Here is a 22,713-nt window from a genome sequence, read left to right on the forward strand (position 1 = left end):
ATGCCGTGGTCAACCTCACCAGCTCAGGTAGGCACGTATCCCGACGCAAGGGTGGCGACGGCCGGCTCACCGCCGCCCTCGACCCCCACGACCAGGGTCCCCAGGACCACTGCGGTGTCTTCGGTGTGTGGGCGCCGGGCGAGGACGTCGCGAAGCTGACGTACTTCGGCCTGTACGCACTGCAGCACCGTGGCCAGGAGTCGGCGGGTATCGCGGTCAGCAACGGGCGCCAGATCCTGGTCTACAAGGACATGGGCCTGGTCAGCCAGGTCTTCGACGAGCCGACCCTGGAGTCGCTCAAGGGCCACGTCGCGATCGGCCACGCCCGCTACTCCACCACCGGTGCCTCGGTGTGGGAGAACGCGCAGCCGATCTTCAAGCCGACGCCGGACGGCTCCGTCGCCCTCGGCCACAACGGCAACCTGATCAACGTCGCCGAGATGCGCTCGGCCGTCGAGGCGCTCCCAGAGCACTCCGAGGGCCGCCACGCCCCGGTCTCGACCAACGACACCTCCCTGCTCACCGAGCTGCTCGCCTTCCACCCCGACTCCTCGCTGGAGGCGCGCGCGCTGGAGGTGCTGCCGACGATCAACGGCGCCTTCTCGCTGGTGTGGATGAACGAGGACACCCTGTTCGCCGCACGTGACCCGCAGGGGATCCGCCCGCTGGTCCTCGGCCGCCTCGACCGCGGCTGGGTGATCGCCTCGGAGGACGCCGCGCTGGCCACCGTCGGCGCGAGCGTGGTCCGCGAGGTCGAGCCCGGCGAGATGATCATCATCGACGAGTCCGGTCTGCGCTCGGTTCGGTTCGCCGAGGCCGACCGCAAGGGCTGCGTCTTCGAGTACGTCTACCTGGCCCGCCCCGACGCCAACATCGCCGGCCGCAACGTCCACGAGTCCCGGGTCGAGATGGGCCGCGAGCTGGCTCGAGAGTTCCCCGTCGACGCCGACCTGGTCATCCCGGTGCCCGAGTCCGGCATCCCCGCCGCGACCGGCTACGCGCTGGAGAGCGGCCTGCCCTTCGGCCAGGCGTTCGTGAAGAACGGCTACGTGGGGCGTACGTTCATCCAGCCTTCCCAGACCCTGCGCCAGCTCGGCATCCGGCTCAAGCTGAACGTGCTCGAGCACATGGTGCGCGGCAAGAAGGTCGTCGTGGTCGACGACTCGATCGTGCGCGGCAACACCCAGCGCGCCCAGGTGCGGATGCTGCGTGAGGCAGGCGCCCTGGAGGTCCACGTGCGGATCTCGTCGCCGCCCGTCAAGTGGCCGTGCTTCTACGGCATCGACTTCGCCACCCGCGCCGAGCTGATCGCCAACGGCCTCTCGGTCGACGAGATCGCCGCCTCGGTCGGTGCGGACTCGCTCGGATACATCTCCCTCGACGGGATGATCTCGGCGACCCGCCAGGAGCGCACCGCGCTCTGCACGGCCTGCTTCACCGGCGAATACCCCGTGGAGCTGCCCGACGAGAGCATGCTCGGCAAGCACCTCCTCGAGGTCTCGCTGCAGTCCCCGACCGAGGGCAAGGCCCTTCCGGTCCTGAACAACCCCTGATCGGAGATCCACCAGTGAGCCAGACCGAGCCGACCAACGCGTACGCCGCAGCAGGTGTCGACATCCACGCCGGCGACCGCGCCGTGGATCTGATGAAGGTCTGGATCGAGAAGTCCCGGCGCCCCGAGGTGCTCGGCGGGGTCGGCGGCTTCGCCGGTCTCTTCGACGCGAGTGCCCTGAAGGCGTACGAGCGCCCGCTGCTGGCCACCTCCACCGACGGTGTCGGCACCAAGGTCGCGATCGCGCAGGCGCTGGACAAGCACGACACGATCGGGTTCGACCTGGTCGGCATGGTCGTCGACGACCTCGTCGTCTGCGGCGCCGAGCCGCTGTTCATGACCGACTACATCGCCACCGGGAAGGTCGTCCCGGAGCGGGTCGCGGCCATCGTCAAGGGCATCGCGGAGGCCTGTGTCGAGGCCGGCTGCGCGCTGGTCGGCGGCGAGACCGCGGAGCACCCGGGGCTGCTCGCGGCCGACGAGTACGACGTGGCCGGCGCGGCCACCGGCGTCGTCGAGGCCGACAACCTGCTCGGTGCGAACCTGGTCAAGGAAGGCGACGTCGTCCTCGCCATGGAGGCCTCCGGCCTGCACTCCAACGGCTACTCCCTGGTCCGCCACGTGCTGCTCAACTCCGGCGCCTACACGCTCGACGCGCAGATCGCCGAGTTCGGCCGTACGCTCGGCGAGGAGCTCCTCACCCCGACCCGCGTCTACGCCAAGGCGTGTCTGGACCTGGCCCGCGGGACCCGTACCCACGCCATGTCCCACGTCACCGGGGGCGGCCTCGCCGCCAACCTGGAGCGGGTCATGCCGCCGGAGCTCTCCGCGCGCATCGACCGCACCACCTGGACCCCGGCGCCCGTCTTCGACCTCGTCCGTCGCACCGGCTCCGTGGCGCTGGAGGACCTGGAGATGACCCTCAACTGCGGCGTCGGCATGGTCGCGCTGATCGACCCCGAGGACGTCGACGAGGCCGTACGCATCCTCGCCGGCTACGACATCCGCGCCTGGGCCGCCGGTGAGGTCACCGCCACGCCCGGCGGCAAGGTCGAGCTCACCGGGTCGTACGCGGGCTGGTGAGCTCGTAGGAATACCCGGTTAACCGGGTATTCCTGCACTTCTCTGGCATTGCAACACCTGAGAAGTGCAGGTTTCACCGGTTAACCGGGTATCCCATCACAAGGACGATCAGCCCTTGAGCACCTGCACGACGGACGGCCGCGGGCCGGCGAACTCGCCCTCACCCGCGGTGCCCTCGACGTAGTCGGGGAAGCGGGAGTTGGGCGCGTCCCAGGTGCCTTCCTCGCCCGGGTGCTGGACGGCGACGAAGACTGACCCGTCGCGGTCGTGGATGACCGGGCCGCAGGTCTCGGCGTCGCGAGGCACCGCGAGGAACTGCTGGACGTGGCCGCGCTCGCGACCCTCCAGCGGGACCTTGAACAGCCCGTCGAGCTTCTGGATCGAGCTCGGCTGGCCGTCGGTGGAGATCCACAGGTTGCCCTCGGAGTCGAAGGCCAGGTTGTCCGGGCAGGAGATCGGCGAGACCTTGTCCTTCGGGTAGCCCGCGAAGTAGGTCGACGCGTTGGTCGACGGGTCGCCGGCGACGATCATGAGGTTCCACCGGAAGACGCGCGAGGTGTGGTCGCCGTCGTCCTCGGTGATCTCGATGACGTGGCCGTCGCGGTTGGTGTTGCGCGGGTTGGCCTCGTCCACACCGGCCTTGCCGGTGGTGCCGCGCTGCGAGTTGTTGGTGCAGGCGACGTACACCTTGCCGGACTTCGGCGAGGGCTCGACGTCCTCGCAGCGGTCCATCTTGGTGGCGCCGGCCTTGTCGGCGGCCAGGCGCGTGTGGACGAGAACCTCCTCGACGCTCATCCCGGAGACCTTGCTGCGGCCGTTGACCACGAGCGGGATCCACTGGCCGTAGCCGTCGAACTTGCCGTCGCTGGGCAGCTTGCCGGTGCCGTCGATCTCGGTGGCGGGGGAGTCGCCGTGGAAGCGGGCGACGTAGAGGCTGCCCTCGGTGAGGAGCTCGAGGTTCTTGCGACGGTTGCGCTTGTCGTAGCGGCCCTTGGAGACGAACTTGTAGAGGTAGTCGAACCGCTCGTCGTCGCCGGTGTAGGCCACCACGTGACCGTTGTCGGCGATGACCACGTTCGCGCCCTCGTGCTTGAGGCGGCCGAGCATGGTGTGCTTGCGCGGGGTCGAGGTCGGGTCGGTCGGGTCGATCTCGACGATGTAGCCGAACCGGTTCGGCTCGTTGGCGTAGTCGGCCGAACGCGCGTCGAAGCGCGGCTCGATGGCCTCCCAGCCGTACGTCGAGGCAGCATCGGTCAGGCCGTAGCGCTTCTCCGCCGCCGAGGTGCCGGTCGCGCGGAAGTAGCCGTTGAAGTTCTCCTCGCCCGACAGGATCGTGCCCCAGGGCGTGGTGCCCCCGGCGCAGTTGCCGATCGTGCCCAGTGCGACGGTGCCGGTCGGGTCGGCCGCGGTCTTGAGTAGGTCGCTGCCGGCCGCGGGACCGGTGAACTCGAACGGGGTCGAGGCCGTGATGCGACGGTTCTTCGGAGCCGAGGGCACGTAGTTCCACTTCTCGCCCGGCGCGGAGCGCTCGAGCTCGACGATCCCGAAGCCGTGGGCGGCCATCGCGATCTTGAGCTGCTCGGTGGCGTCGAGGTCCGGCGGGAACATGATGTCGGGGTTGACGTACTCGTGGTTGCAGCACAGCAGGCCCTTGGTGCCGGCCTTGTTGGTCACGATGACGTCGGTGTAGTCGTTGTTGTAGCCCCAGGCGAGCGCCTGCTTCTCGGCGGTCTGGCTGGTGACGTCGAAGGGAACGCCGCCGGGCAGGATCGGGTCGCCCCAGCGGATGATCGGCTCCCAGGTGTAGCCCTGGGGCACGACGAAGGTGTCCTCGGTGGCCGCGACGGGGGTGATCGCCTTGAACGGCAGGTTCGTACGCCCACCGTGGCCGCGCCCGGCGGCGAGACCCGCCTGGACGGGGCTGGCAGCGGCCGCCAGACCGCTGCTGCCGACCGCGAGCGCGACCGCGCCCGCACCGGCCAGGCCCAGCGCGTGGCGGCGGCTGAGCGCCTTGCCGGCGATGTCACGGAAGTAGCCGTTGTCGGAGGTGTTGGGCGCGGGCTTGGCGCAAGCGCTGTCGCACTTGAGGGCGCAGGTCACCGCGCTGCGCTTGCCGCGGGTGTGTCCGGCCATGGGAAGCAGGGACAACATGGAGCGCCGGCCGTCGGTGACGGCGGGCGCAGCCTCGTCGCTGCACGAGGGACAGGCGGTGTCGGTCTGGATGTCGCTCAGTTCGGTCACTGCATTTCCGTTCAAGACGCGTTGTTGTCAGGTCTCCCAAGAATCGGAAGGGAGGCTATGCGCGGTGAGACAACCGTCCGACCCCTCAATCTGTCGTCAGGGTGAACGGCGAATGACGAGTCGTCAGGCTCAGATTCGTGTGACCTCAGTAACATTCGCTCCTAGCGAACGGATTTTCGACACCCCGGCGTGCGGATTCTTGGCATGAACCGGTAGCGTTATCCCTACGAGAAACCTGTGAACAGCCCGGGACTATCCCGGCCAAGTGCGACGAGGGGGCTGGACCCTATGGGGCGCGGCCGAGCGAAAGCCAAGCAGACGAAGGTCGCACGCGACCTGAAGTACCGGACCTATGAGACGGACTTCGGGGCCCTTGCGCGCGAACTTCACGGTGATGAAGACACCAGTCAGAAGTCCGATCCGAAGCCGGACGACTACGACGACTGGTCGGACTACGACGCGGGATCCTCGCGCGACTAGGGTTTGTCGGCCAACGGCGGCGACGTCGTGGTCGACATCCCCTCAGACTGATCGGCTGATCACAACCTCCCCGTGAGTGCCGTAGCCGGGTAGCCGGCCGCCGTGAGGCGTGCCGTCGAAGGCGACGTGCAACCACTCGTCCCCTACAGGGATCAGAGTGGGCCACGGAAGGTTCGTGACGTACGCCGATCGGAGCTCTGCGACCTCGTTGAGGTCCAGGTCGAAGATCGGGTAGCGAGCACGGACGTGACGCGGGTTGTCGCGTCCGTCGCTTGCGCCGACGACGACTGTGCCGCCCAGCGGGACAAGCGTGGTGCCCTCGGTGGCCGTCCGGTCGGTTCGTGCTGCCCGGAGCCTGAGCGCGTCCAGGCGGGGTCCGCTGGCGAGCACCGTATGGAAGTCGAAGTACTTCCTGGCGCTGACGTAGCCGACCAGCCACTCGTCGTCGCGGCGTAGAACATGGGGATCCCAGACGCCGACCGACATGAGCCCGTCTGTCGGGAGCGCGAGCGGGGTCGAGTCGAGGACGTGCTCGCCGCGGGTCAGGTCCGCGCGTGAGCGGGCGATCGTGACTCCGACCGGGTTCCACGGCTTGCTGGGGTCGGCCTTGTCCGGTGCCTTGAAGCCACCCCACGTGCTCGTCGTGACCAGCCACTCGTCGCCGTCGCGAACGAGGTGGGTGGCGTGGTCGCCGTAGACGAGTCCGTCCCGGCGGAAGTAGAGCGCGCCGCGATGGACGAGGTCGTACGTCACCGGGTCCAGCGCCCACACCGACGTGTGCGCCGTGGGGAAGAAACCCGGCCCCGCGCTGGTGGCGGTGAGCAGCAGGGTGCCGTCGTCCTCGCGGAACGGCGAGCCGTCGGCGTACGTCACCACCCGGATGTCGCGCAGGCCGAGCTGCCCGAAGGCGCCGCTGCGTACGTCCTCGGCGGAGCCCTCGTGGCCGGCGGCGAGGCGGGCGAGCCATGACTCGTCTCGCGGTTCGATCCCGACCTCGGTGAGATCGACGCGCGCTCGGGCCACCCACGCGCCGTGCTGACAGGTCAGCGCGGTCAGCATCGTCCCGGTCAGGGTCAGCGCGAACCGGGTCGCTCCGCGGCCGACCCTGCCATGGCGCCGGCTCGCGTGAGAGGTACGCCGCGACCCGGTCGTCACCTCGAGCCGCACCCGCCGCCCGTCGTAGCACCCGGTGAGCACATCCCCACCCGAGGCGAAGCTCAGCGAGACCGGGCCGTCACAGGCCGCCTCGATCGCGGCGTTGGCCGCGGGCCGGGAGAAGCTGCTGGACTCGACCGCGATCGTGACGGGGCGCTGGCGACGTACGATCTTGAATTCGGGGAACATCGGCTCCAGTCTTCCGGATCGCGAGGCACGGACTAGCGCAGCCCCCGGACATAGGCGGTGGCCCGGCGCAGGTCGTGGAGGCGTGCCTCCCAGGTGATGCCGAGGAAGAGCAGCAGGAGTCCGGCCGCGCCGAGCACCCACCACTGCTGCAGCGCCTGCGCCGACGGCATCTGCGCCAGAGCCAGGACCGAGGCGACCAGGGCGCCACCGACCAGCGGTGCTGCCCAGCGCAGCCAGGCGCCGCCGAGGATGAAGACCAGGCAGGCGATGCCGAGCACGGCGGTCCGCATCGAGACCGGGTCCTGGAGGGCTGCCGGGACGGACGGGATGAGCGCGAGGAAGACGCCCGGTCCGAGCACCGGCAGTGAGGCGACCTCTCTGTCGAGGCGGAGCTTGACCACGCCGAAGACGACCAGCGCGATCGCGGGCGGCAGGGTGTAGTACTCCCAGGTCGTGACCGAGGTGTCGGCCAGCCGGATCCACAGCGCGACGGTGGCCAGGCCGGCGCCGACCCAACCCAGCCAGCGACGCTCGTGGTGGGCGATGGCGTGCGCGGAGACCGCGGCTCCGGCCAGGATCAGCAGGATGCTCAACCAGGGCAGATCGACTCCGCGAGATCCGACCGCGGTCGGCCCGTCCGGGGTCAGGACGATCGTGGGGCCGAGGCTGACCGTGCCGACGACGATCGTGACGACCGCGGCGACGGCGGCCGTGATCTCGGCCGAGGGCAGCAGACGGAAGATGGTGACGACGGCCAGGATGACGATGATCCCGGCCGCGGCGTACGGCTTGGGGATGTCGTTGAGGTTGGCGAACATCCAGCAGAACGCGGTCAGCGTGATGATCCAGTAGGGCGCGGTGACGGCCTTGGTCTGCAGTTCCTGGGTGAGCCGGTCGACGGAGACGGCCGCGGCGGTGAGCACGCCGGCCACGACCAGTGCCAGCAGCTCGTTGGTGAAGGCGGCGCCGAGCGATCCGAGGCCGAGCAGACCGGCGACCGTGAGCCGGGGCCCGGACTGCTGCGGCTCGTGACGCAGGATCGTCGCGATGCACATGACACCGGCGATCAGCAGGAGGATCGCCAGCCAGTCGGTGTCGAACGCCCCGGCCTCGTTGAAGGCACCCAGGCCGATCGACACGGCGGCGCCGGCGGCGGCAGCGGCCTCGATGGCGGGGCTGCGGCGTACGAGCACGATGACGCCCATCGCCACGACGACCACCACGGCGGTGTAGGGACGCTCGATGTCGGCCAGCCGGGCCGCCTGCCACACGGCAGCGGTCAGGGCGAGGATCCAGTAGGCGGTCGCCACCTCTCTGGTCGTGCCGGACTGGACGCGGTCGACGATGATGCCCAGGGCGGTGAGGATGAGGGTCACGGCCAGCGCGAGCACGTCGTTGGAGAGGACCGCGGCCGTGGCGGCGCCGAGCCCGACAGTGCCCGCCACAGCCAGCGCGGGAGGCTGGCGATGGTGCAGGCCGATGGCCGCGGCGAGGATGGTGGCGATGGTCAGCAGGACCGCCGCCCAGGTCACGTCCACGGCGCCGATGCCGATCGAGATCGCGGCGCAGGCCACGGCCGCCCACCAGCCCGACCCGCGGAAGCGGAAGAGTGTGATCAGCCCGAGGACCGTGACGATCACGCACGCGGCCCACTGCCGCTCCACGTCGATCAGCGGCGCGAGCGACCACAGACCGAGGGCGAGCGTGGTGACCGAGTAGCTCGCGGCGACCTCGCGGTCGACGCCGAGCAGACCCTGACCCGCGTACGCAGCCACCCCCGCCAGCGCGAGCGCGACGACCACGGTGAGCAGATCGCTGGGCAGCGCCGCGGCGAGCGCGACCAGCCCGAAGATGCCGGCGGCGAGGAGCCGTGGCCACCGCTCCGCCCACCAGGCCAGCGCGACGGCGACACCGAGCAGCAGCAGCGCCGGGAACAGCAGCGGGGCGCCGTAGCAGGCCGCCGTGATCGCGAACCCGGAGACGCCGCCCGCGATGGTGATCCAGCCGATCGTGGGGCGGTAGGTGCGGAACGCGGGCGGGTTGTACCGGTAGAACCAGGCGGTCCCGAGGGCGAGGATCGCGAGCATCGACGGCAGCGTCAGCCAGCCCGGCAGCAACGGCTCCGGACCGGTGACCGGGGAGAAGGCGGACTCGGTCCACGGCACGGCCGCGAGCCGGACCGCGGCCGAGACCGCCAGGATGAGGACGGCGATGCCGAGGCCCACGGCGTACGGCGTCAACGCGGTGGCGGCCCAGCGCCAGGGCCGCGGGAGTGCGACGAGCGCGCCGGCGGCGACGATGGTGACCACCACGGCGACGACCGTCAGGGTGACCGCGCCGTCGTCGAGAGCGGGCTGGGTGAAGGTGTAGGCGGCGATCAGGAGGGACACCCCGACCATCGCGACCTTCGCGTCCTTGGGCAGCGGGAACAGCAGCGCCACGACCGTCAGCACCGCGGCGGCACCGAGCAGCAGCGGCAGGGTGCCGCCTCGCAGCAGCTCGGAGCCGGTCAGGGCGGGATCGGCCAGGCCGCGGACGAGCAGCATCAACCAGAAGCCCGCCATCACGACCATCGAGCCGAGGGTCAGCGCCTGCAGGTCGGTCTTGCTCGCCACGATCACCACGAGGAGGGCGATGACCGCTGCGACCAGCGGGAACCAGATGAGGTCGGAGATGAGCTCGAGACCGATCAGGGCGGTGAGTACGCCGGCGGCGGCTGCCACCTGTGGCCCGATCACCGCGGTGAGCTTCTCGCTGCGCGCGCCGATCAGGGACATCACGGTGCCGGCCAGGAAGACGACCACGCCGACGATGACCAGGAAGCCACGGTCCCAGTCGACTCCGTCGAGCCAGCCGGCGTACTTCATGCCGGCTATGTCCAGGGCGAGCAGTCCCAGTGCGAGCGTCCAGACGCCTTCGGTGCCGGCACGCAGCTCCAGATGCATCAGCACCGCGCCACCGATCGTGAAGAGCGCGGTGAAGACGAGCAGCATCGTGGTGCGGCCGCCAACGCCCATCGTCGCCCAGGCGACCGCGAGGAAGATGACGCCCGCGACCAGCAGGAAGAGCACGCCGACGCCGACCAGGATCAGCGGCACCGTGATCGGCGCCCGCCGGGCGACCGGAGCACCGGGGAACGGCGCCGGTCCGGCCATCGCGGTGGCGGCCGGATCCGCGAGAGGTGTGGCCTCGGGCTCGGGCTGGATCTGCGGCGGCGCCGCGGGTGGCGCGGCGACCGGCAGGGGAGCGGGCGGCGGGGTCCGTCGCGCGGCTCGGCTCGCCTCCTCCCGGATCGAGCGCAACCGCGTCATGAGTACGTCGGCCCGCAGCAGGGTGCCGTAGAGCTCTTGCGCGACGGCGTTCTCCAGCGGCAGCCCGCAGTGTGGGCAGGGGCTGGTGCCGGGCTCGAAAGCCTCCCGGCAGTCGGGGCAGCGACCAGGATCGGCGTACTTCACAGCCCACCATCCTTGCGTAGTTCCGCCGAAGCGCGTGCGGGAAACGCAGGGTGTGCGCTGAGACTTGATCCAGAATGACAACCGGCTTCGACCCATAACTGCTGGTCGAAGCCGGTTGTTGCTTGTGGGCAGGGGCGGGGTCGAACCGCCGACCTATCACTTTTCAGGCGATCGCTCGTACCAACTGAGCTACCTGCCCAAGCGAGGTGAAACATTACCGGAAGCGACCGCGACGTTCCGAATCGGGACCCGAAACCGGACGTACGGCCTCGCTTTGGCGGGCTCGGACGCAGACCTCTAGGATGTGCCGGCAGGCCCCCTTCGTCTAGCGGCCCAGGACCCCGCCCTTTCACGGCGGTAGCGCCGGTTCGAATCCGGTAGGGGGTACCACTCCGGACAGCGGCTCTGATCAGCGGGAACGCTGAGCGGAGCCGCTGCGGCATATCCGCGGTGCCCGGCGCGATCGAGGGACGGCCGCAGTCCTGTTGACACACTCCACGCACGCCCCGTGGTTGGGCCTCACGGAGGGATTCCTAGACGCGGTCCTTCGTTGCGATCGACGGCGCTGATGTAAAATCGTGAGGTGGGCGGTCGCCGGTGACCCGGTCACGCGTGGACATCGTCGAGGAGGCCCGGACAGGGGTGCCCTCATGGATGACGGTGAACGCTCGGTCGTCACTTCGACGTCACATGGATGGTCGATTCTGGCGAGGCCGTCGTGGTGGGGCTTGGTAGTCGGCCTCGTCTTCTGGCTGCAGTCCGTGACACCCACTCTCATCCCGAGGTCGTGGTTGACCCAGGCGCTGGTCAGTGGCGTGTGCCTGGCTATCGGATACGGAATCGGTGCGTCAGCCGGGCATGTGATCAGCGCAATTCTCTCCGGGACGCGACGGCACCCGTCGCCGCGGCAGCGACGGGGCGCGTGGATCGTCCTGGGCGTCTGTTGGCTCGTCGCGCTCTGCTGGGGGTCTGCCCTGTGGCTTGGCTGGCAGCAGGACCAGTTGGAGCTGATGGGCATGCCGAGCATCGACGTGGCTGACGCCGCGCAGATGGCGGTGGCCGGCGTAGTGGCGGCGACACTGCTCGTGCTCGTGGGCCGGCTGATCGCCCGTGGCATCGCGGCGCTGCACCGGCGGGTGCGGCAGCGCGTTCCGGTGCGGCCGGCCGCGGCCGCGACTACCTTCGCGCTGTCGGCCTTGACTGCGGTCCTGGTCATTGGGATGGCACTCGCCGGACTCAACACCTGGGCGAACTCGTTCTACGCGGCGCAGAACGAGGAGACCGAGGCGGGCATCACCCAGCCGTCCTCGGCGACGGTCTCAGGAAGTCCCGTATCGCTGGTCTCTTGGGAGAGTCTTGGTCGAACCGGTCGCGACTTCGTCGCGAAGGCCACCACACCTGAGGAGCTCGCGGACTTTCACGATGCTGGCACCCGGGTCACGGCACCGGTACGGGTCTACGCCGGCGTGCAGTCCGCCGACACGCTCCAGGAACGGGCCGAGCTCGCCGTTCGCGAGCTCGAACGCGCCGGGGGGTTCGACCGGGAGGTTCTGGTCGTATGGGTTCCCACCGGGACGGGGTGGATGATTCCCGAAGCGGCGGAGGCGCTCGAGCAGCTGTACGCAGGTGACACCGCCATCGTCGGGATGCAGTACTCCTACCTGCCGAGCCTGCTTTCGGTGTTCCTCGACGCCGGGCTCGCAGTCGAAGCCGGCTCAATTCTCCTCCACACGGTCGCCGAACACTGGTCACGCCTGCCGGCTGCGTCCCGTCCGAAGCTCCTGCTCTTCGGGAAGAGCCTCGGCACCGCGGGTGTGGAAGCGCCGTTCGCGGCCATCGACGCCACCTCGTCGCTTGGCAACCTGGCTGCGCGCATGGACGGCGCGCTCATCGTCGGCACCAAGCACGGCAATCCGATCACGACCCAGCTCACTGACGAACGGGACAGTGATTCACCGGTGTGGCAGCCGGTCTTCGACGGTGAACGCACCGCGCGCTTCCTGAACCGGGACCCCGCGCAGCAACAGCAGCCCAGCACATCGCCCGGCCCACAGGTGGTCTACCTCCAGCATCCGTCGGACCCAGTGCCGTTCTGGGGCATCGACGCGTTGTGGGAGCCGCCGGAATGGATGGACGAGCCGCGTGGCTTCGACGTGCCTGCAGCGGCTCGCTGGTTCCCCATCGTCACCGCTGCCCAGGCCGTCGCCGATCAGGTACATCAGCTCAGCCCGCCCCCGGGCTTCGGACACGACTACGCCGCCGACTATGTCGACGGATGGGCCGCCGTCCTGCCGCCTGATGGGTGGACAGACGCTGACACCCGACGGCTGGACGAGCACCTCGACCACGGAGGAGCCGGCGAATCCGAGGAGTGATGCCGTCGTCGACCCCCAGACCGCCGACCAGGTCGACCTCAACGTGACCCTGCTGATCGTGGCCGTAGCCGAGAAGAGAATCGTCTTCCACGTCCGCTGACCGTCACGGTGGGGCGTCGAGGGTTATCTCTGTGGTGCGTTCTTCGCCCGTCCGCAGGTAGGTGACTGGGATCGTGTCACCGATGTCGTGTCGCAGAGTCGCCAGCACCAGCTGCTCGGTGTTGCGGGCGGGACTGCCATCGAGGTCGACGATGGTGTCTCCGACCTCCAGGCCGGCCCGTGCCGCAGGTCCTGCCGGCACGATGGCGGTCACCTCGAGTCCCGTTGTGGGCTGCCCCTCTTCGTCGGTCACGGTGCGGGCAGCGAGCCCGAGCACCGGGTGGTCGGCTCGTCCGGTGTCGATGAGCTGTTCAGCGATGGGCTCTGCGATGCTCATCGGGATCGCGAACCCCAGGCCGACGCTGCCGCCTCCGGCGACGCCCTGGCGGTCCGGGACTGTGGAGATCGCCGAGTTGACGCCGATCTGGGCGCCGGAGCAGTCAACGAGTGGCCCCCCGCTGTTGCCGGGGTTGATGGCGGCGTCGGTCTGGATCGAGTCGAGCAGATGGGCGACGCGTCCGGTCGCAGCCGGCACGGGCACGTAGCGACCGAGCGCGCTCACGATTCCTGCCGTGACCGTGTTCGACAGGCCGAGCGGAGCGCCAAGCGCGACGACCGGCTCACCGACCAGCACATCGTCGGAGTCGCCGGCCTCCAGCAGCGGTCGGCCCTCGGCGCCGTCGTCGGCCTTGATGACGGCCAGATCGGTCGCGAAGTCCGCGCCGATCACCGTCGCGGCCGACGTCGTTCCGTCGCTGTAGTGGACAGTCACGTTCGCATCGCCCGCTTCCGCGGCGGCGATGACATGCTGGTTGGTCAGAATGTACCCGCCGTCCTTGAACAACGCCCCGGTCCCGTTGCCACCCGAACCTTCGGCTGTTGTGACCGAGACCGTCACCACCGAGGGCAGCACGTCACGGGCGACGGAGATGGCTGAACACGATCGGTCGTCGTCTTGGACCGCGAGGACTACCAAGCCGCCGAGAAGTCCTGCGACGACAGCTACAACGGCCATAGAAGCCCCGAGGCGCCAGCGCTGGGCTTTGCTCGACGGTCTCGGAGGATCTGCCGGGGGTGGGCTGCCCAGGACTTCGTCGGCGTCCATCACGGGTGCGCGTTGCCGAGAGTGGATCGGATCCGGTCGGCGACCTCGTCGGGCACGTGCTCGCAGGCCGGCAGGTACCGCTCGGCGTCGGCTTCGCGTGGGCTACCCGCTGCAATGCCGGCGCGGAACGCGTCCCCGATGGAGAGCGCCGAGATGTCGTAGCGGTCGGAGATCCGCGCGGCTTGGGTGCACCTTTCGGCACCGGGAGGACCCATGATCAGCACACGCATACCGTCCTTTCGCTCAGAACACCATCACAAAGCCCAGCGTAGTGGCGCCCCTTGCGTGCATGGAAGGTTGGCAAGCACCGCGTCACCGCGCGGCCGGAGGAACCTCCGCGGCGGGACCGGCGTCCGGTGGCGGCTGCTGTGTCCATGACCTGCAGGCCGAGCATGAGTCGGCCCGGCAGGCGCGGTCAAGACCAGAGTGAAGAGCGTCCGGTGCGGCTGCCACGCGTCAGCTCACCTCTTTCCAGGGGTCGTGCTCGGCGAGGATCTTGTCGACCCGCGCCTGGTCGAGTCGCGTGACGACGTACTGGCTCTCCTGCGAGTCGCGCACGCACTTGGCCAGGGCGAACGCCGAGGTCGTCAGGAAGATCGTCGCGAGAGCGAGGAACGCCTTCGGCCACGGGTCGGTGGGCAGATAGAGGATCGCGGCCAGTGTCGTGACCAGAGCGATCGCGAAGGCGAGCGCCGACTGGGCGAAGAAGAGCGTCGTCGGCTTGCTCGAGGGTGCCTGGTTCTCCATGCCTTCGAGTCTCGTGCCCGTGCGCAGTCCCGGCATCCGCACGGATACTCATATCCGGGGCGTACGCGGCGGCGCAGATGCGACACTTCCGACTGTGAGTGCGTGGACGTCGCCAGCTGCGATCGAGGTCGAGAGCCGGCTCTTCCGTGCTCTCGCGGTGCTGCGGGTGGTCGTGCTCGTCAACGCGGTCGGGTTGACCATCTACCGCGCCGCCAACTTCGACCCGCCCGCGGCCGCGCTGGTCTGCGCGCTCGTCATGGTGGGGTGGACCGCCTTCGCCGTCTGGGCGTACGCAGCACCCGCCCGCCGCACGGCGGTGCTCGTCGGCGCTGACCTGGCGATCGCGCTCGGACTCATGCTCGTGACCCCGCTGGTGAAGGGGCCGGGATTCCAGGCGAGCGTGCCGGGGTTCTGGGTGAGCGGCGCGCTGCTCGCGTGCGCGATCCACTACCGCTGGCTCGGTGGACTGCTGGCCGGGGTGGCGCTGGCGACCGTCGACCTGGTGCTGCGGCAGGAGATCGACCAGTCGATCTACGGGAACGCGTTTCTGCTGGTTATCGGCGGCCCGGTGGTCGGATACATGTGCGAGTCGGTGCAGCGGATGGCGCTGGAGCGGGACGAGGCACAGCGCGCGGCAGCGCGGGCCGAGGAACGGGCCCGGCTGGCTCGAGCCGTCCACGACGGGGTGCTCCAGGTCCTGGCCCTGGTCCAGCGCCGCGGCGGCGAACTGGGTGGTGACGCCGCCGAGCTCGGGAGGCTGGCGGGAGAGCAGGAGCGCGAGCTGCGAGCGCTGATCCGCGGCGAACAGCCCGGCCGTGACCCGGCCGTCGGGATGGTCGACCTGGCCGCCGCTCTCGCCGAGCTCGAGACGGGGACCGTGACCGTGTCCGGACCCGCGGCCGCCGTCGAGATGCCCGCAGGCCCGGCCGAGGAGATCGTCGCGGCGACCCGCGCGGCCCTGGACAACGTACGCCGCCACGTCGGTGAGGACGCCCGTGCCTGGGTGCTCCTGCAAGCCTTCCCCGACCACGTCGAGGTCTCGGTGCGTGACGACGGGCCGGGCATCGCGGACGGCCGGGTCGTCGAGGCCGGGGAGCAGGGCAGGCTCGGCATCAGCGAGTCGATCCGTGGCCGGATCGAGGACCTCGGCGGCAAGGCAGAACTGATCACCGGAGCAACCGGGACCGAATGGGAGCTCACGGTCCCTCGAACAGGAGTGCACGCATGAGCAGAGTGATGGTCGTCGATGATCACCCGATGTGGCGCGACGCGGTCGAGCGCGACCTGATCGGCGCGGGCTTCGAGGTGGTGGCCACGGCCAGCACCGGCCGTGAGGCGATCACCCGGTTCGCCGCGACCCGGCCGGAGGTGGTGGTGCTCGACCTGCACATCCCCGAGCCCGACGGTGTCCAGGTCACCACCGAGATCATCGCGTTGCACCCGGTGGCCAAGGTCCTCATCCTCTCCGCCTCGGGCGAGCAGAACGACGTGCTCGCCGCGGTCAAGGCCGGCGCGACCGGCTACCTGGTCAAGTCCGCCTCCCGCGACGAGCTCCTGGAGGCCGTACGCCGGGTCGCGGTCGGCGACCCGGTCTTCACCCCCGGGCTCGCCGGTCTGGTCCTGGGCGAGTTCCAGCACAGCGCCGCCACCGAGGTGCGCGGCGACAAGCCCATGCTCACCGACCGCGAGACCGAGATCCTCAAGCTCGTCGCCAAGGGCCTGAGCTACCGCCAGATCGCCGACCGCCTCGTGCTCTCCCACCGCACGGTCCAGAACCACGTACAGAACACCTTGCGCAAGCTCCAGATGCACAACCGCGTCGAGCTCACCCGCTACGCCATCGAGCAGGGCCTGGACGCCGACTGACCCCGACGTCCCAATAGGCGGAGCTGCTCCCGACATGGGAGAGAATCGAGAGGTGGTCTCGCTTCTCTACCTTCACGGCGTCGGCAACGGCGACCCCCGCGACGCCTGGCGCCGCGCGCTGGACAACGCGCTGCAGGATGCCGGCTACCCGGGGCTCGACGAGGTCGAGGTGATCGCTCCGAAGTATCCCGACGTGCTGCGCACCGACGACGGCGACAAGACCATCAAGATCCCGCCGGTCACCACCCCGAGGCTGAGCGCCGCCGAGCAGCGGGACGTACGCCGCCGGGTCGAGCGCGCGACCGCCGAGCTCGAGTCGATCCTCGGCGAACCGGTGCCCGCCTCGCCGGTCGGCGTCACCGACTCGCTGGCGCCGATCGTGCTGCGCGTGCTCCGCCAGGCCCACAACTACGTGACCAAGCCCGGCATCCGGGCACGTACGCTGCGGATGGTCCTCGACGAGCTCCCTGAGGAGGGCGAGATCGTCATCGTCGGCCACAGTCTCGGCTCGATCATCGCGATCGACCTGCTGCGCCGGCTTCCCCCGAAGCTGACGGTCACCGGGCTGGTGACGATCGGCAGCCCGGCCGCCCACCCGAACCTCCACGAGGACTCCGACCGGCTGGAGATGAAGGCGCCGGTCGACCACGTCGGCTGGTGGGTCAACGTCTGGAGCAACGGCGACGCGGTGACCGGCCTGCGCGGCATCTGGCGCCACTTCCCGTGGGCGCTCGACCTCCAGGTCGGGCTCGGCCTCGACCACCGCACCACCACCTACCTCCGGTCCAAGCCGGTCGCCACCGCGATCGGGCGCGGCCTGTTCGGCTCTCTCACCAAGGAGCTCGCGATCGTCGAGGGCACCCCCGACGTCGCCTTGAACTCGCTCGAGGTCCGGCTGGCGCTGTGGCTCGCCTACGCCCAGTTCCTGCGCGACCACCTCAAGGGCGCCACCCAGGAGCGCTTCGGCGCCGCGCTGCGCGTCGTCCAGCACGAGGTCCTGGAGCGGTTGCTCGAGAACTACCGCAACGACGGCGTACGCATCCCTCAGCAGCTCCTCGACCTGCGAGTCTCACCAGACACCCCCAGTGACCGAGACCTGCCGCGGCCCAAGCCGCTGACCCAGCTCTCCAAGGAGGAGGCCGTCCTCGCCCTGGTGGCGCTGGCGACCGCCAACCCGGTGCGGCCCTACGAGATCGACGTGCCCGACGACGTACGCCGCCAGGCATTCCACGACCTGACGGTCTGGATGGGGCTCGGGGGCGGGCTCGGCGAGAACCTGCACATCGCGATGCAGTCCGCCTCGAAGGCCGTCTACCCGGTCGACCAGTGGAAGCTGTGGGTCGGCATCGGGATCGGCGCCGCTGTGCTGGTCGCCGGTCCGATCGGGCTCGCCCTCGCCGCCCCCGCCGGGCTTGCCGGGGGAGCGGCGATCATCGGCGCGCTCTCCGCCTTCGGTCCCGGCGGGATGGTCGGCGGACTCGTCACCGCCGGTGCGATCACCACCACCGGCGCCGGCACGATCGCCGCCACCCTCGTCTCCAGCTCGTCCACCGCCGAGGACGTCGAGGTCACCGTCATCCAGCTCCTCACCGCCGCGATCCTGCGCTCCAGGGAAGGCCTCGAGCAGGACCTCGGCGTCTGGCTCGCGATGTCCGAGATCCAGCGTCAGACCGGGCGCGAGGTCGCCCGCCTCGCGGCCTACAGCGACGAGAAGGCTCCCACTGTCGAGGCCCTCCGACGCAAGGCGCGTGCGGCCGAACGAGCCATGGCCTACATGGTCAAGAACCGGCTCGTGGAGGGCCTCACCGACGAGGAGCCCAAGGGCGAAGAGCCCTTCGAGGAGTAGGACCCCTCCCCGATTGTGAATCCTCCGCACCCATGGGCTATGTTTTTCCCGTTGCCGCACACAGCGGAAACAAACAAGGCCCTGTAGCGCAGTTGGTTAGCGCGCCGCCCTGTCACGGCGGAGGTCGCGAGTTCAAGTCTCGTCAGGGTCGCGGAACGAATCACAGAGGACGTGTGTCGCAGAAATGCGACCACGTCCTCTTCGTTGTTTACATGGCGGCCTCCGGCCGCGGCGGGGGATATCCCCCGCACCCCCTTAGTTGCTCGGGGGATCGTTCGCTCTCGGGGTGATCGTTCGCTCTGCCGCTGTCGTGTGCGTGCTCGCGGTTAGAGCCTGTCGTGCCACTTTGCGCTCTGGTTGGTGTGGCTGGAGAGGCTTGTTTCTGCCGGTGTGACTTGTGGGTCGGGTGTTGTTCCCGGAGGGCGTGACACGCCGGGGTGTGGCGAGCGCGGGGGGCCTCGGGCGTGGGAGGGTGGTCGTCCTGCTTCGGCAGGAGTCTCGGGCCAGAGATCCCCCGATCTCACCCCCGGTTCGGGCCGTTCGTCCCTGTGGGATATAAGCCGATTTGGCGGTAACGTGCGGGCTGCTGTCCTCTCGTGAGAGGATTCTGCCGCTTGTGTCGACGTCGCAATTCGGCAGGGCACGGGGGAACGACTAAGACGTTCGGTATTCAGGAGGCAACACCACCATGTCGTCGTACTACCCGCATCGGCCGCCCCATGCGGCGAGTGCGGACGAGCTTGCGTCACGGATGCAGACGAACGGTGCCTACCGCACCCCGGCCGCCCCCGCGCAGCAGCAGCCCCCCGCCCTTGGTTGGGACCAGCGTCCGCAGCAGTCCCAGGCCCAGCCTCAGTACCAGGAGCCGGCGATCCAGCAGCCGGCCGTGATGGCGCAGACGACCGGAACGCACTGGCCGCAGTTCGTCAACAACAACCGCCTCATCGGCGCGCTCGTGGCCGGCTTCGCCGCCACTCAGCTCGCCACGATGTTCGGCTACTGGATCTACGGCCTCGGCATCATGGAGGGCCCGCTGGACTTCGCGTTCTTCAACGGCGTCATCCTGACCCCGAACGCCACCGCCAACGAGGCCGGCTTCGCCGTCTCGCAGTGGTTCGCCGGAATGGGCTTCCATTACTTCAACGGCATGGTCTTCGCGCTCGGCTACGCTCTGGTGATCTTCCCGTGGCTCGGCAAGACCCACACCACCTCCAGCAACCTCGCGCGTTCGCTCGGTATGGGCATGTTCCTCGCCACCGCTTCCTGCGGTTGGTGGATCCCGGCCCTGCACCCGGAGGACGTCATCGGCGTCGACCCGGGCTTCTTCTCGATCAACCTCGGGTGGGGCACCGTCCTGGGTGTCTACCTGTGGCACCTCGTCTGGGCGGTCGCGCTCGGGCTGTTCTTCAACCCGCAGGACTGACGCGACTAGCCGACTCCACGACGAAGGAGTGGAGTCGGCGCGGGAGCGGCAGATCGAGCAGCGGCGCGGCTGAGCTTGCGAAGCCGCGACCCGCGTGTCGAGATCTCAGCAGCAACGACGGAGCCCCAGCCACCTGGCTGGGGCTCTCGTCGTAGGTAGAAGCAGATCTACGCCGCGGCCGGCTACTCGGGCCAGGCGTCGAAGACCTGGCCACCGTTGGTGGTCAGGTGGTTGTGCAGCTGCTCGCCGGCAGCGGCGTCGCGCAGCGTACGAAGTACGAGGCGGCGCCGATCGGACGGATTGGCCGTCGGCGGTCCCGGGGTCAGCGCCATGGTCTCAGTGACCCGGTCAGCCAGCAGCCGGAGGTGGCTGCGCTCGCCACCGGCGTAGATGACGTGGGTGTGCTCCAGCGGGGAGGCCCACAGGATGTTGCCCTCGACGACGATCAGGCGTGACTCGGTGGCCATCACCTTCATCTCGACGTCGGTCATGTTCTGGATCATGTCGGCCCCGGCGAGAATCGACTCACCCTCGTGCAGGAAGGCGGGCAGCGCGTGGGCGAGGTTGGCCTCGATCAGCGCGGCCTCCTCGCGGGCACGCTGCTGGGCGCCCTGCTGACCGACGTACGGGCCGTTGCCGACGGCGCGCTGGGCACCCGTGTTCGGCGCCTGGCCGTAGGAGCCGGTGTTGGTTCCGTACGAACCCTGGTTGGGGTAGTAGGAGCCGGTGTTCGGGTAGGAGCCCTGGTTCGGGTAAGAGCCCGGGGCGGGCGCTACGCCGTAGCTGTTCGGGGAGGGCTGGCCGTAGGGGTTGCCCGTGCCGTACTCGCCACCCCAGTTGGCGTCGACGTTCACCTGTGCGCCGGCGGCTCGCGCGGCGTAGTCGAGGGTGGGGAAGAAGTCGTGGAAGGCGTCCTTGTCCCGGATCTTCATCGTCGTGGAGTAGGACGATCCGGGGACCAGCGCCTCGATGATGAAGTCGCCCAGGCTGGGCGGGGGCGGAACGCCGATGAAGGTGAGGACGGCCAGGTTGACGGAGAAGACGCGCTCGTGGAACTCGAACATCACCCGGCGGTCGGTCAGGAAGGCGTGACCCGAGGCGTTCCCCTCGTGGGGAAACTTGACCGCGACCCGGGCCCACTGGACCTCACCGGGCTGCAGCAGGGACTTCACCAGGAGCCAGTCGCGGGTCTCCGACGCGATGGCTCGACTGTTGGGATCATGCGCCATCCGTCGGTGGAAATCCTCCACGGGTCGGTGGCCTACGGTGATGGACGCCGAGGCCCTTCTCATTGAGCGCATGTTCGCAAACCCTAGCCCTTCCACCCTCTAGTGTGGACAGTTTGTACCAGCAGGGTCGCGATGTTGTGGAATCCCCTGATGTAGATGACGTCTCAACTCTGCGTGACCGCTCCAAGCACCTGCCTATTGACAGAAAACTGACAGGCCATCCGACCACCCTCTTCAGTGGGTATCCCTGACGAGGGGGATCAGCGAGGGGATGGGGCTGTGATGACTGTTTCGCCTGTGGCGACGGCAAGAGAGACGACCGGCGTGCACTGGAGCGAGCTGCCGTGCGCGATCGAGGACGGCGATCTGTGGTTCGCCGCGACCAGCGCGGACGCGGACCGTGCCAAGGAGCTGTGTCGTACGTGTCCGCTGCAGCGCTCCTGTCTGCAGGGTGCGATCGCCCGGCAGGAGCCGCACGGTGTGTGGGGTGGCGAGGTCTTCTACGAGGGGATCGTCGTCGCTCGCAAGCGCACCCGCGGTCGCCCGCGCAACGGAGAGCTCCATCAGCGGGACATGGAGCGCCAGGCTCGCGCAAACCTTCGGAAAAATACTTCGGAAGCAGTTGCGTAGGGGTAACTGTCACCCGGCAGAATGTCTGTTGTGGGGATTGAGATAAGCCCAGAGCGCTTCGACGAACTCGTGGACCAGGCGCTCGACGCCATTCCGGACGAGCTGGCCGCCCAGGTGCACAACCTCGTCGTGCTCGTCGAGGAGTGGCCGCCCGAGGGCGAGCCCCAAGACACCCTCGGTCTCTACGACGGCGTGGCGCTGACCGACCGTAACGACCTCTACGGCCTCACGCTGCCGGACCGGATCTTCATCTTCCGCCAGCCCCTCCAGCAGATGTGCGTGGACGAGGTCGACCTGGCCGCCGAGATCCGCATCACCGTCGTCCACGAGATCGCCCACCACTTCGGCATCGACGACGAGAAGCTGCACCAGCTCGGCTGGGCCTAGAGAGCCGAGCCCGCAACCCAGCCGAGGGTGACCGCGACGGTCCCGACCGCGAGGGAGCCGAGGACGTTCAGTGCGGCCGAACGCCACCGGCCGTTCTCAGCCAGGCGGACGGTCTCGTAGGAGAACGTCGAGAACGTCGTCAGCGCCCCGCAGAAGCCCGTTCCGGCCAGGGTGAGCACCCACCCCGGAAGTACGCCGCTCGCGGCCGCCCCGGCCAGCAGGCCGAGCACGAGCGAGCCGGCGGCGTTGACCGCCATCGTTCCCCACGGGAAGTCTCCGCCGGTCCACTGCCGGACGTAGAGGTCGGTGAGGTAGCGCGCCGGCGCCCCGATCGCACCGCCGACCAGGACCAGGAGCGCGGTCATCCGTCCTCTCCTCGGGCAGGGTCGGGATCGAGGTCGGGATCGAGGTCGGGGTCGATGCCGTCGACCACGACCTTCCGGCCGCTGTCGAGCACGATCACCCGGCCGAGCGTCAGTCCGAGCCAGGCGGCGCCGATCCCGGAGACCACCGAGGCGAGCACGTAGAGCATCGCGAGTGCGGGCGCGGGCCCGCTCAGGACGTACGTCTCGAGCTCGTAGGTCGAGAACGTGGTGTAGCCGCCGAGCACGCCGACCCCGAGGAACGGGCGCAGGTAGCGGCCCCAGAACGGGACAGTGGCCAACGGGCCCAGGACGAATGCCATCAGCGCGCCCAGCAGCAGGCAGCCGGAGACGTTCGTGAGGAAGGTCGCCCACGGCCAGGAGTGGCCGCCGTGGGGGAGGACGGTGGTGAGGCCCCAGCGAGCCAGTGAACCGAGCGCTCCGCCGGCAGCGATGGGGGCGAGCAGGTCGCCATGCTCACGCAGCACG

At 69.3% G+C, this 22,713-nt stretch carries 19 protein-coding genes and 3 tRNA genes; 12 read left to right on the plus strand and 10 right to left on the minus strand.

Going from position 1 to position 22,713, the window contains the following annotated elements; translation table 11 throughout:
• Positions 1-5: 5 nt before the first annotated feature.
• Together purF and purM are read left to right on the plus strand one after the other, a co-directional pair.
• Positions 6-1,553 carry an amidophosphoribosyltransferase gene (gene purF, locus ACIO3S_RS18765; protein WP_400466788.1) on the plus strand — a complete coding sequence of 516 codons (1,548 nt, stop codon included), beginning with the start codon at positions 6-8 and terminating at the stop codon, positions 1,551-1,553.
• Positions 1,554-1,567: 14 nt separating this feature from the next.
• Positions 1,568-2,635 carry a phosphoribosylformylglycinamidine cyclo-ligase gene (purM, locus tag ACIO3S_RS18770; protein ID WP_400466791.1) on the plus strand — a complete coding sequence of 356 codons (1,068 nt, stop codon included), beginning with the start codon at positions 1,568-1,570 and terminating at the stop codon, positions 2,633-2,635.
• Between the two features lie 108 nt (positions 2,636-2,743).
• On the opposite strand, the gene ACIO3S_RS18775 is transcribed toward purM, so the two are convergent.
• Positions 2,744-4,876: a PhoX family protein gene (locus ACIO3S_RS18775; RefSeq protein ID WP_400466794.1), complete on the minus strand. Its 2,133-nt coding sequence runs from the start codon at positions 4,874-4,876 to the stop codon at positions 2,744-2,746.
• 288 nt (positions 4,877-5,164) lie between these two features.
• Here ACIO3S_RS18775 and ACIO3S_RS18780 point away from each other — a divergent pair, with 288 nt between their 5' ends.
• Positions 5,165-5,356, plus strand: coding sequence for a DUF3073 family protein (locus tag ACIO3S_RS18780; protein ID WP_160026710.1), 192 nt, complete (start codon positions 5,165-5,167; stop codon positions 5,354-5,356).
• A gap of 42 nt (positions 5,357-5,398) precedes the next feature.
• Here the strand turns inward: ACIO3S_RS18780 and ACIO3S_RS18785 are convergent, their stop codons facing one another.
• The 3 genes from ACIO3S_RS18785 to ACIO3S_RS18795 all read right to left on the minus strand — a co-directional run bounded on the left by ACIO3S_RS18785 (position 5,399) and on the right by ACIO3S_RS18795 (position 10,354).
• Positions 5,399-6,700 carry a hypothetical protein gene (locus ACIO3S_RS18785; protein WP_400466798.1) on the minus strand — a complete coding sequence of 434 codons (1,302 nt, stop codon included), beginning with the start codon at positions 6,698-6,700 and terminating at the stop codon, positions 5,399-5,401.
• Between the two features lie 32 nt (positions 6,701-6,732).
• Positions 6,733-10,155: an SCO7613 C-terminal domain-containing membrane protein gene (locus ACIO3S_RS18790; RefSeq protein ID WP_400466801.1), complete on the minus strand. Its 3,423-nt coding sequence runs from the start codon at positions 10,153-10,155 to the stop codon at positions 6,733-6,735.
• Positions 10,156-10,280: 125 nt separating this feature from the next.
• A tRNA-Phe gene (locus ACIO3S_RS18795) sits at positions 10,281-10,354 on the minus strand.
• 115 nt (positions 10,355-10,469) lie between these two features.
• On the opposite strand from ACIO3S_RS18795, the gene ACIO3S_RS18800 reads away from it, so the two are divergent.
• Together ACIO3S_RS18800 and ACIO3S_RS18805 are read left to right on the plus strand one after the other, a co-directional pair.
• A tRNA-Glu gene (locus ACIO3S_RS18800) sits at positions 10,470-10,545 on the plus strand.
• 260 nt (positions 10,546-10,805) lie between these two features.
• On the plus strand, positions 10,806-12,530 hold the full coding sequence (locus ACIO3S_RS18805; RefSeq protein ID WP_400466804.1) for an alpha/beta hydrolase: 1,725 nt from the start codon (positions 10,806-10,808) through the stop codon (positions 12,528-12,530).
• A 103-nt stretch (positions 12,531-12,633) separates the two neighbouring features.
• Here the strand turns inward: ACIO3S_RS18805 and ACIO3S_RS18810 are convergent, their stop codons facing one another.
• The 3 genes from ACIO3S_RS18810 to ACIO3S_RS18820 form a co-directional block, all read right to left on the minus strand.
• Positions 12,634-13,644: a S1C family serine protease gene (locus ACIO3S_RS18810; protein ID WP_400466807.1), complete on the minus strand. Its 1,011-nt coding sequence runs from the start codon at positions 13,642-13,644 to the stop codon at positions 12,634-12,636.
• A gap of 89 nt (positions 13,645-13,733) precedes the next feature.
• The gene (locus tag ACIO3S_RS18815; protein WP_400466810.1) at positions 13,734-13,964 is read right to left on the minus strand and encodes a nucleoside monophosphate kinase; all 231 of its coding nucleotides are present in this window, start codon (positions 13,962-13,964) and stop codon (positions 13,734-13,736) included.
• A gap of 226 nt (positions 13,965-14,190) precedes the next feature.
• Positions 14,191-14,481, minus strand: a complete 291-nt coding sequence (locus tag ACIO3S_RS18820; protein WP_400466813.1) for a YiaA/YiaB family inner membrane protein — start codon at positions 14,479-14,481, stop codon at positions 14,191-14,193.
• A gap of 94 nt (positions 14,482-14,575) precedes the next feature.
• Between ACIO3S_RS18820 and macS the strand changes: the two genes are divergently transcribed.
• The 5 genes from macS (at position 14,576) to ACIO3S_RS18845 (ending at position 19,616) form a co-directional block, all read left to right on the plus strand.
• Positions 14,576-15,709 (plus strand): MacS family sensor histidine kinase, encoded by a 1,134-nt coding sequence (macS, locus tag ACIO3S_RS18825; RefSeq protein ID WP_400466816.1) that lies wholly within the window; start codon positions 14,576-14,578, stop codon positions 15,707-15,709.
• Entirely contained in the window at positions 15,706-16,347 is a 642-nt protein-coding gene (locus tag ACIO3S_RS18830; RefSeq protein ID WP_400466819.1) for a response regulator, read from the plus strand. The genes macS and ACIO3S_RS18830 overlap by 4 nt, the downstream gene beginning before the upstream one ends.
• 52 nt (positions 16,348-16,399) lie before the next feature.
• Positions 16,400-18,193, plus strand: a complete 1,794-nt coding sequence (locus ACIO3S_RS18835) for a hypothetical protein (protein WP_400466822.1) — start codon at positions 16,400-16,402, stop codon at positions 18,191-18,193.
• A 77-nt stretch (positions 18,194-18,270) separates the two neighbouring features.
• A tRNA-Asp gene (locus ACIO3S_RS18840) sits at positions 18,271-18,344 on the plus strand.
• A 537-nt stretch (positions 18,345-18,881) separates the two neighbouring features.
• Positions 18,882-19,616 (plus strand): hypothetical protein, encoded by a 735-nt coding sequence (locus ACIO3S_RS18845; protein ID WP_400466825.1) that lies wholly within the window; start codon positions 18,882-18,884, stop codon positions 19,614-19,616.
• Positions 19,617-19,798: 182 nt separating this feature from the next.
• On the opposite strand, the gene ACIO3S_RS18850 is transcribed toward ACIO3S_RS18845, so the two are convergent.
• The gene (locus ACIO3S_RS18850) at positions 19,799-20,845 is read right to left on the minus strand and encodes a hypothetical protein (RefSeq protein ID WP_400466828.1); all 1,047 of its coding nucleotides are present in this window, start codon (positions 20,843-20,845) and stop codon (positions 19,799-19,801) included.
• Between the two features lie 297 nt (positions 20,846-21,142).
• On the opposite strand from ACIO3S_RS18850, the gene ACIO3S_RS18855 reads away from it, so the two are divergent.
• Positions 21,143-21,475 carry a WhiB family transcriptional regulator gene (locus ACIO3S_RS18855; protein WP_400466831.1) on the plus strand — a complete coding sequence of 111 codons (333 nt, stop codon included), beginning with the start codon at positions 21,143-21,145 and terminating at the stop codon, positions 21,473-21,475.
• 21 nt (positions 21,476-21,496) lie between these two features.
• A complete protein-coding gene (locus ACIO3S_RS18860; RefSeq protein WP_400466834.1) occupies positions 21,497-21,862 on the plus strand; it encodes a metallopeptidase family protein in 366 nt (121 codons plus the stop codon).
• Here the strand turns inward: ACIO3S_RS18860 and crcB are convergent.
• Both crcB and ACIO3S_RS18870 read right to left on the minus strand, forming a co-directional pair.
• Entirely contained in the window at positions 21,859-22,227 is a 369-nt protein-coding gene (crcB, locus tag ACIO3S_RS18865; RefSeq protein ID WP_350842019.1) for a fluoride efflux transporter CrcB, read from the minus strand. The two genes, ACIO3S_RS18860 and crcB, sit on opposite strands and share 4 nt — an antisense overlap.
• Positions 22,224-22,712 carry a fluoride efflux transporter FluC gene (locus tag ACIO3S_RS18870; RefSeq protein WP_400466838.1) on the minus strand — a complete coding sequence of 163 codons (489 nt, stop codon included), beginning with the start codon at positions 22,710-22,712 and terminating at the stop codon, positions 22,224-22,226. Before ACIO3S_RS18870 ends, crcB begins: the two co-directional genes overlap by 4 nt.
• Position 22,713: the final 1 nt, after the last annotated feature.

The sequence above is a fragment of the Nocardioides sp. NPDC087217 genome, assembly GCF_044744805.1.
GTDB lineage: Bacteria > Actinomycetota > Actinomycetes > Propionibacteriales > Nocardioidaceae > Nocardioides.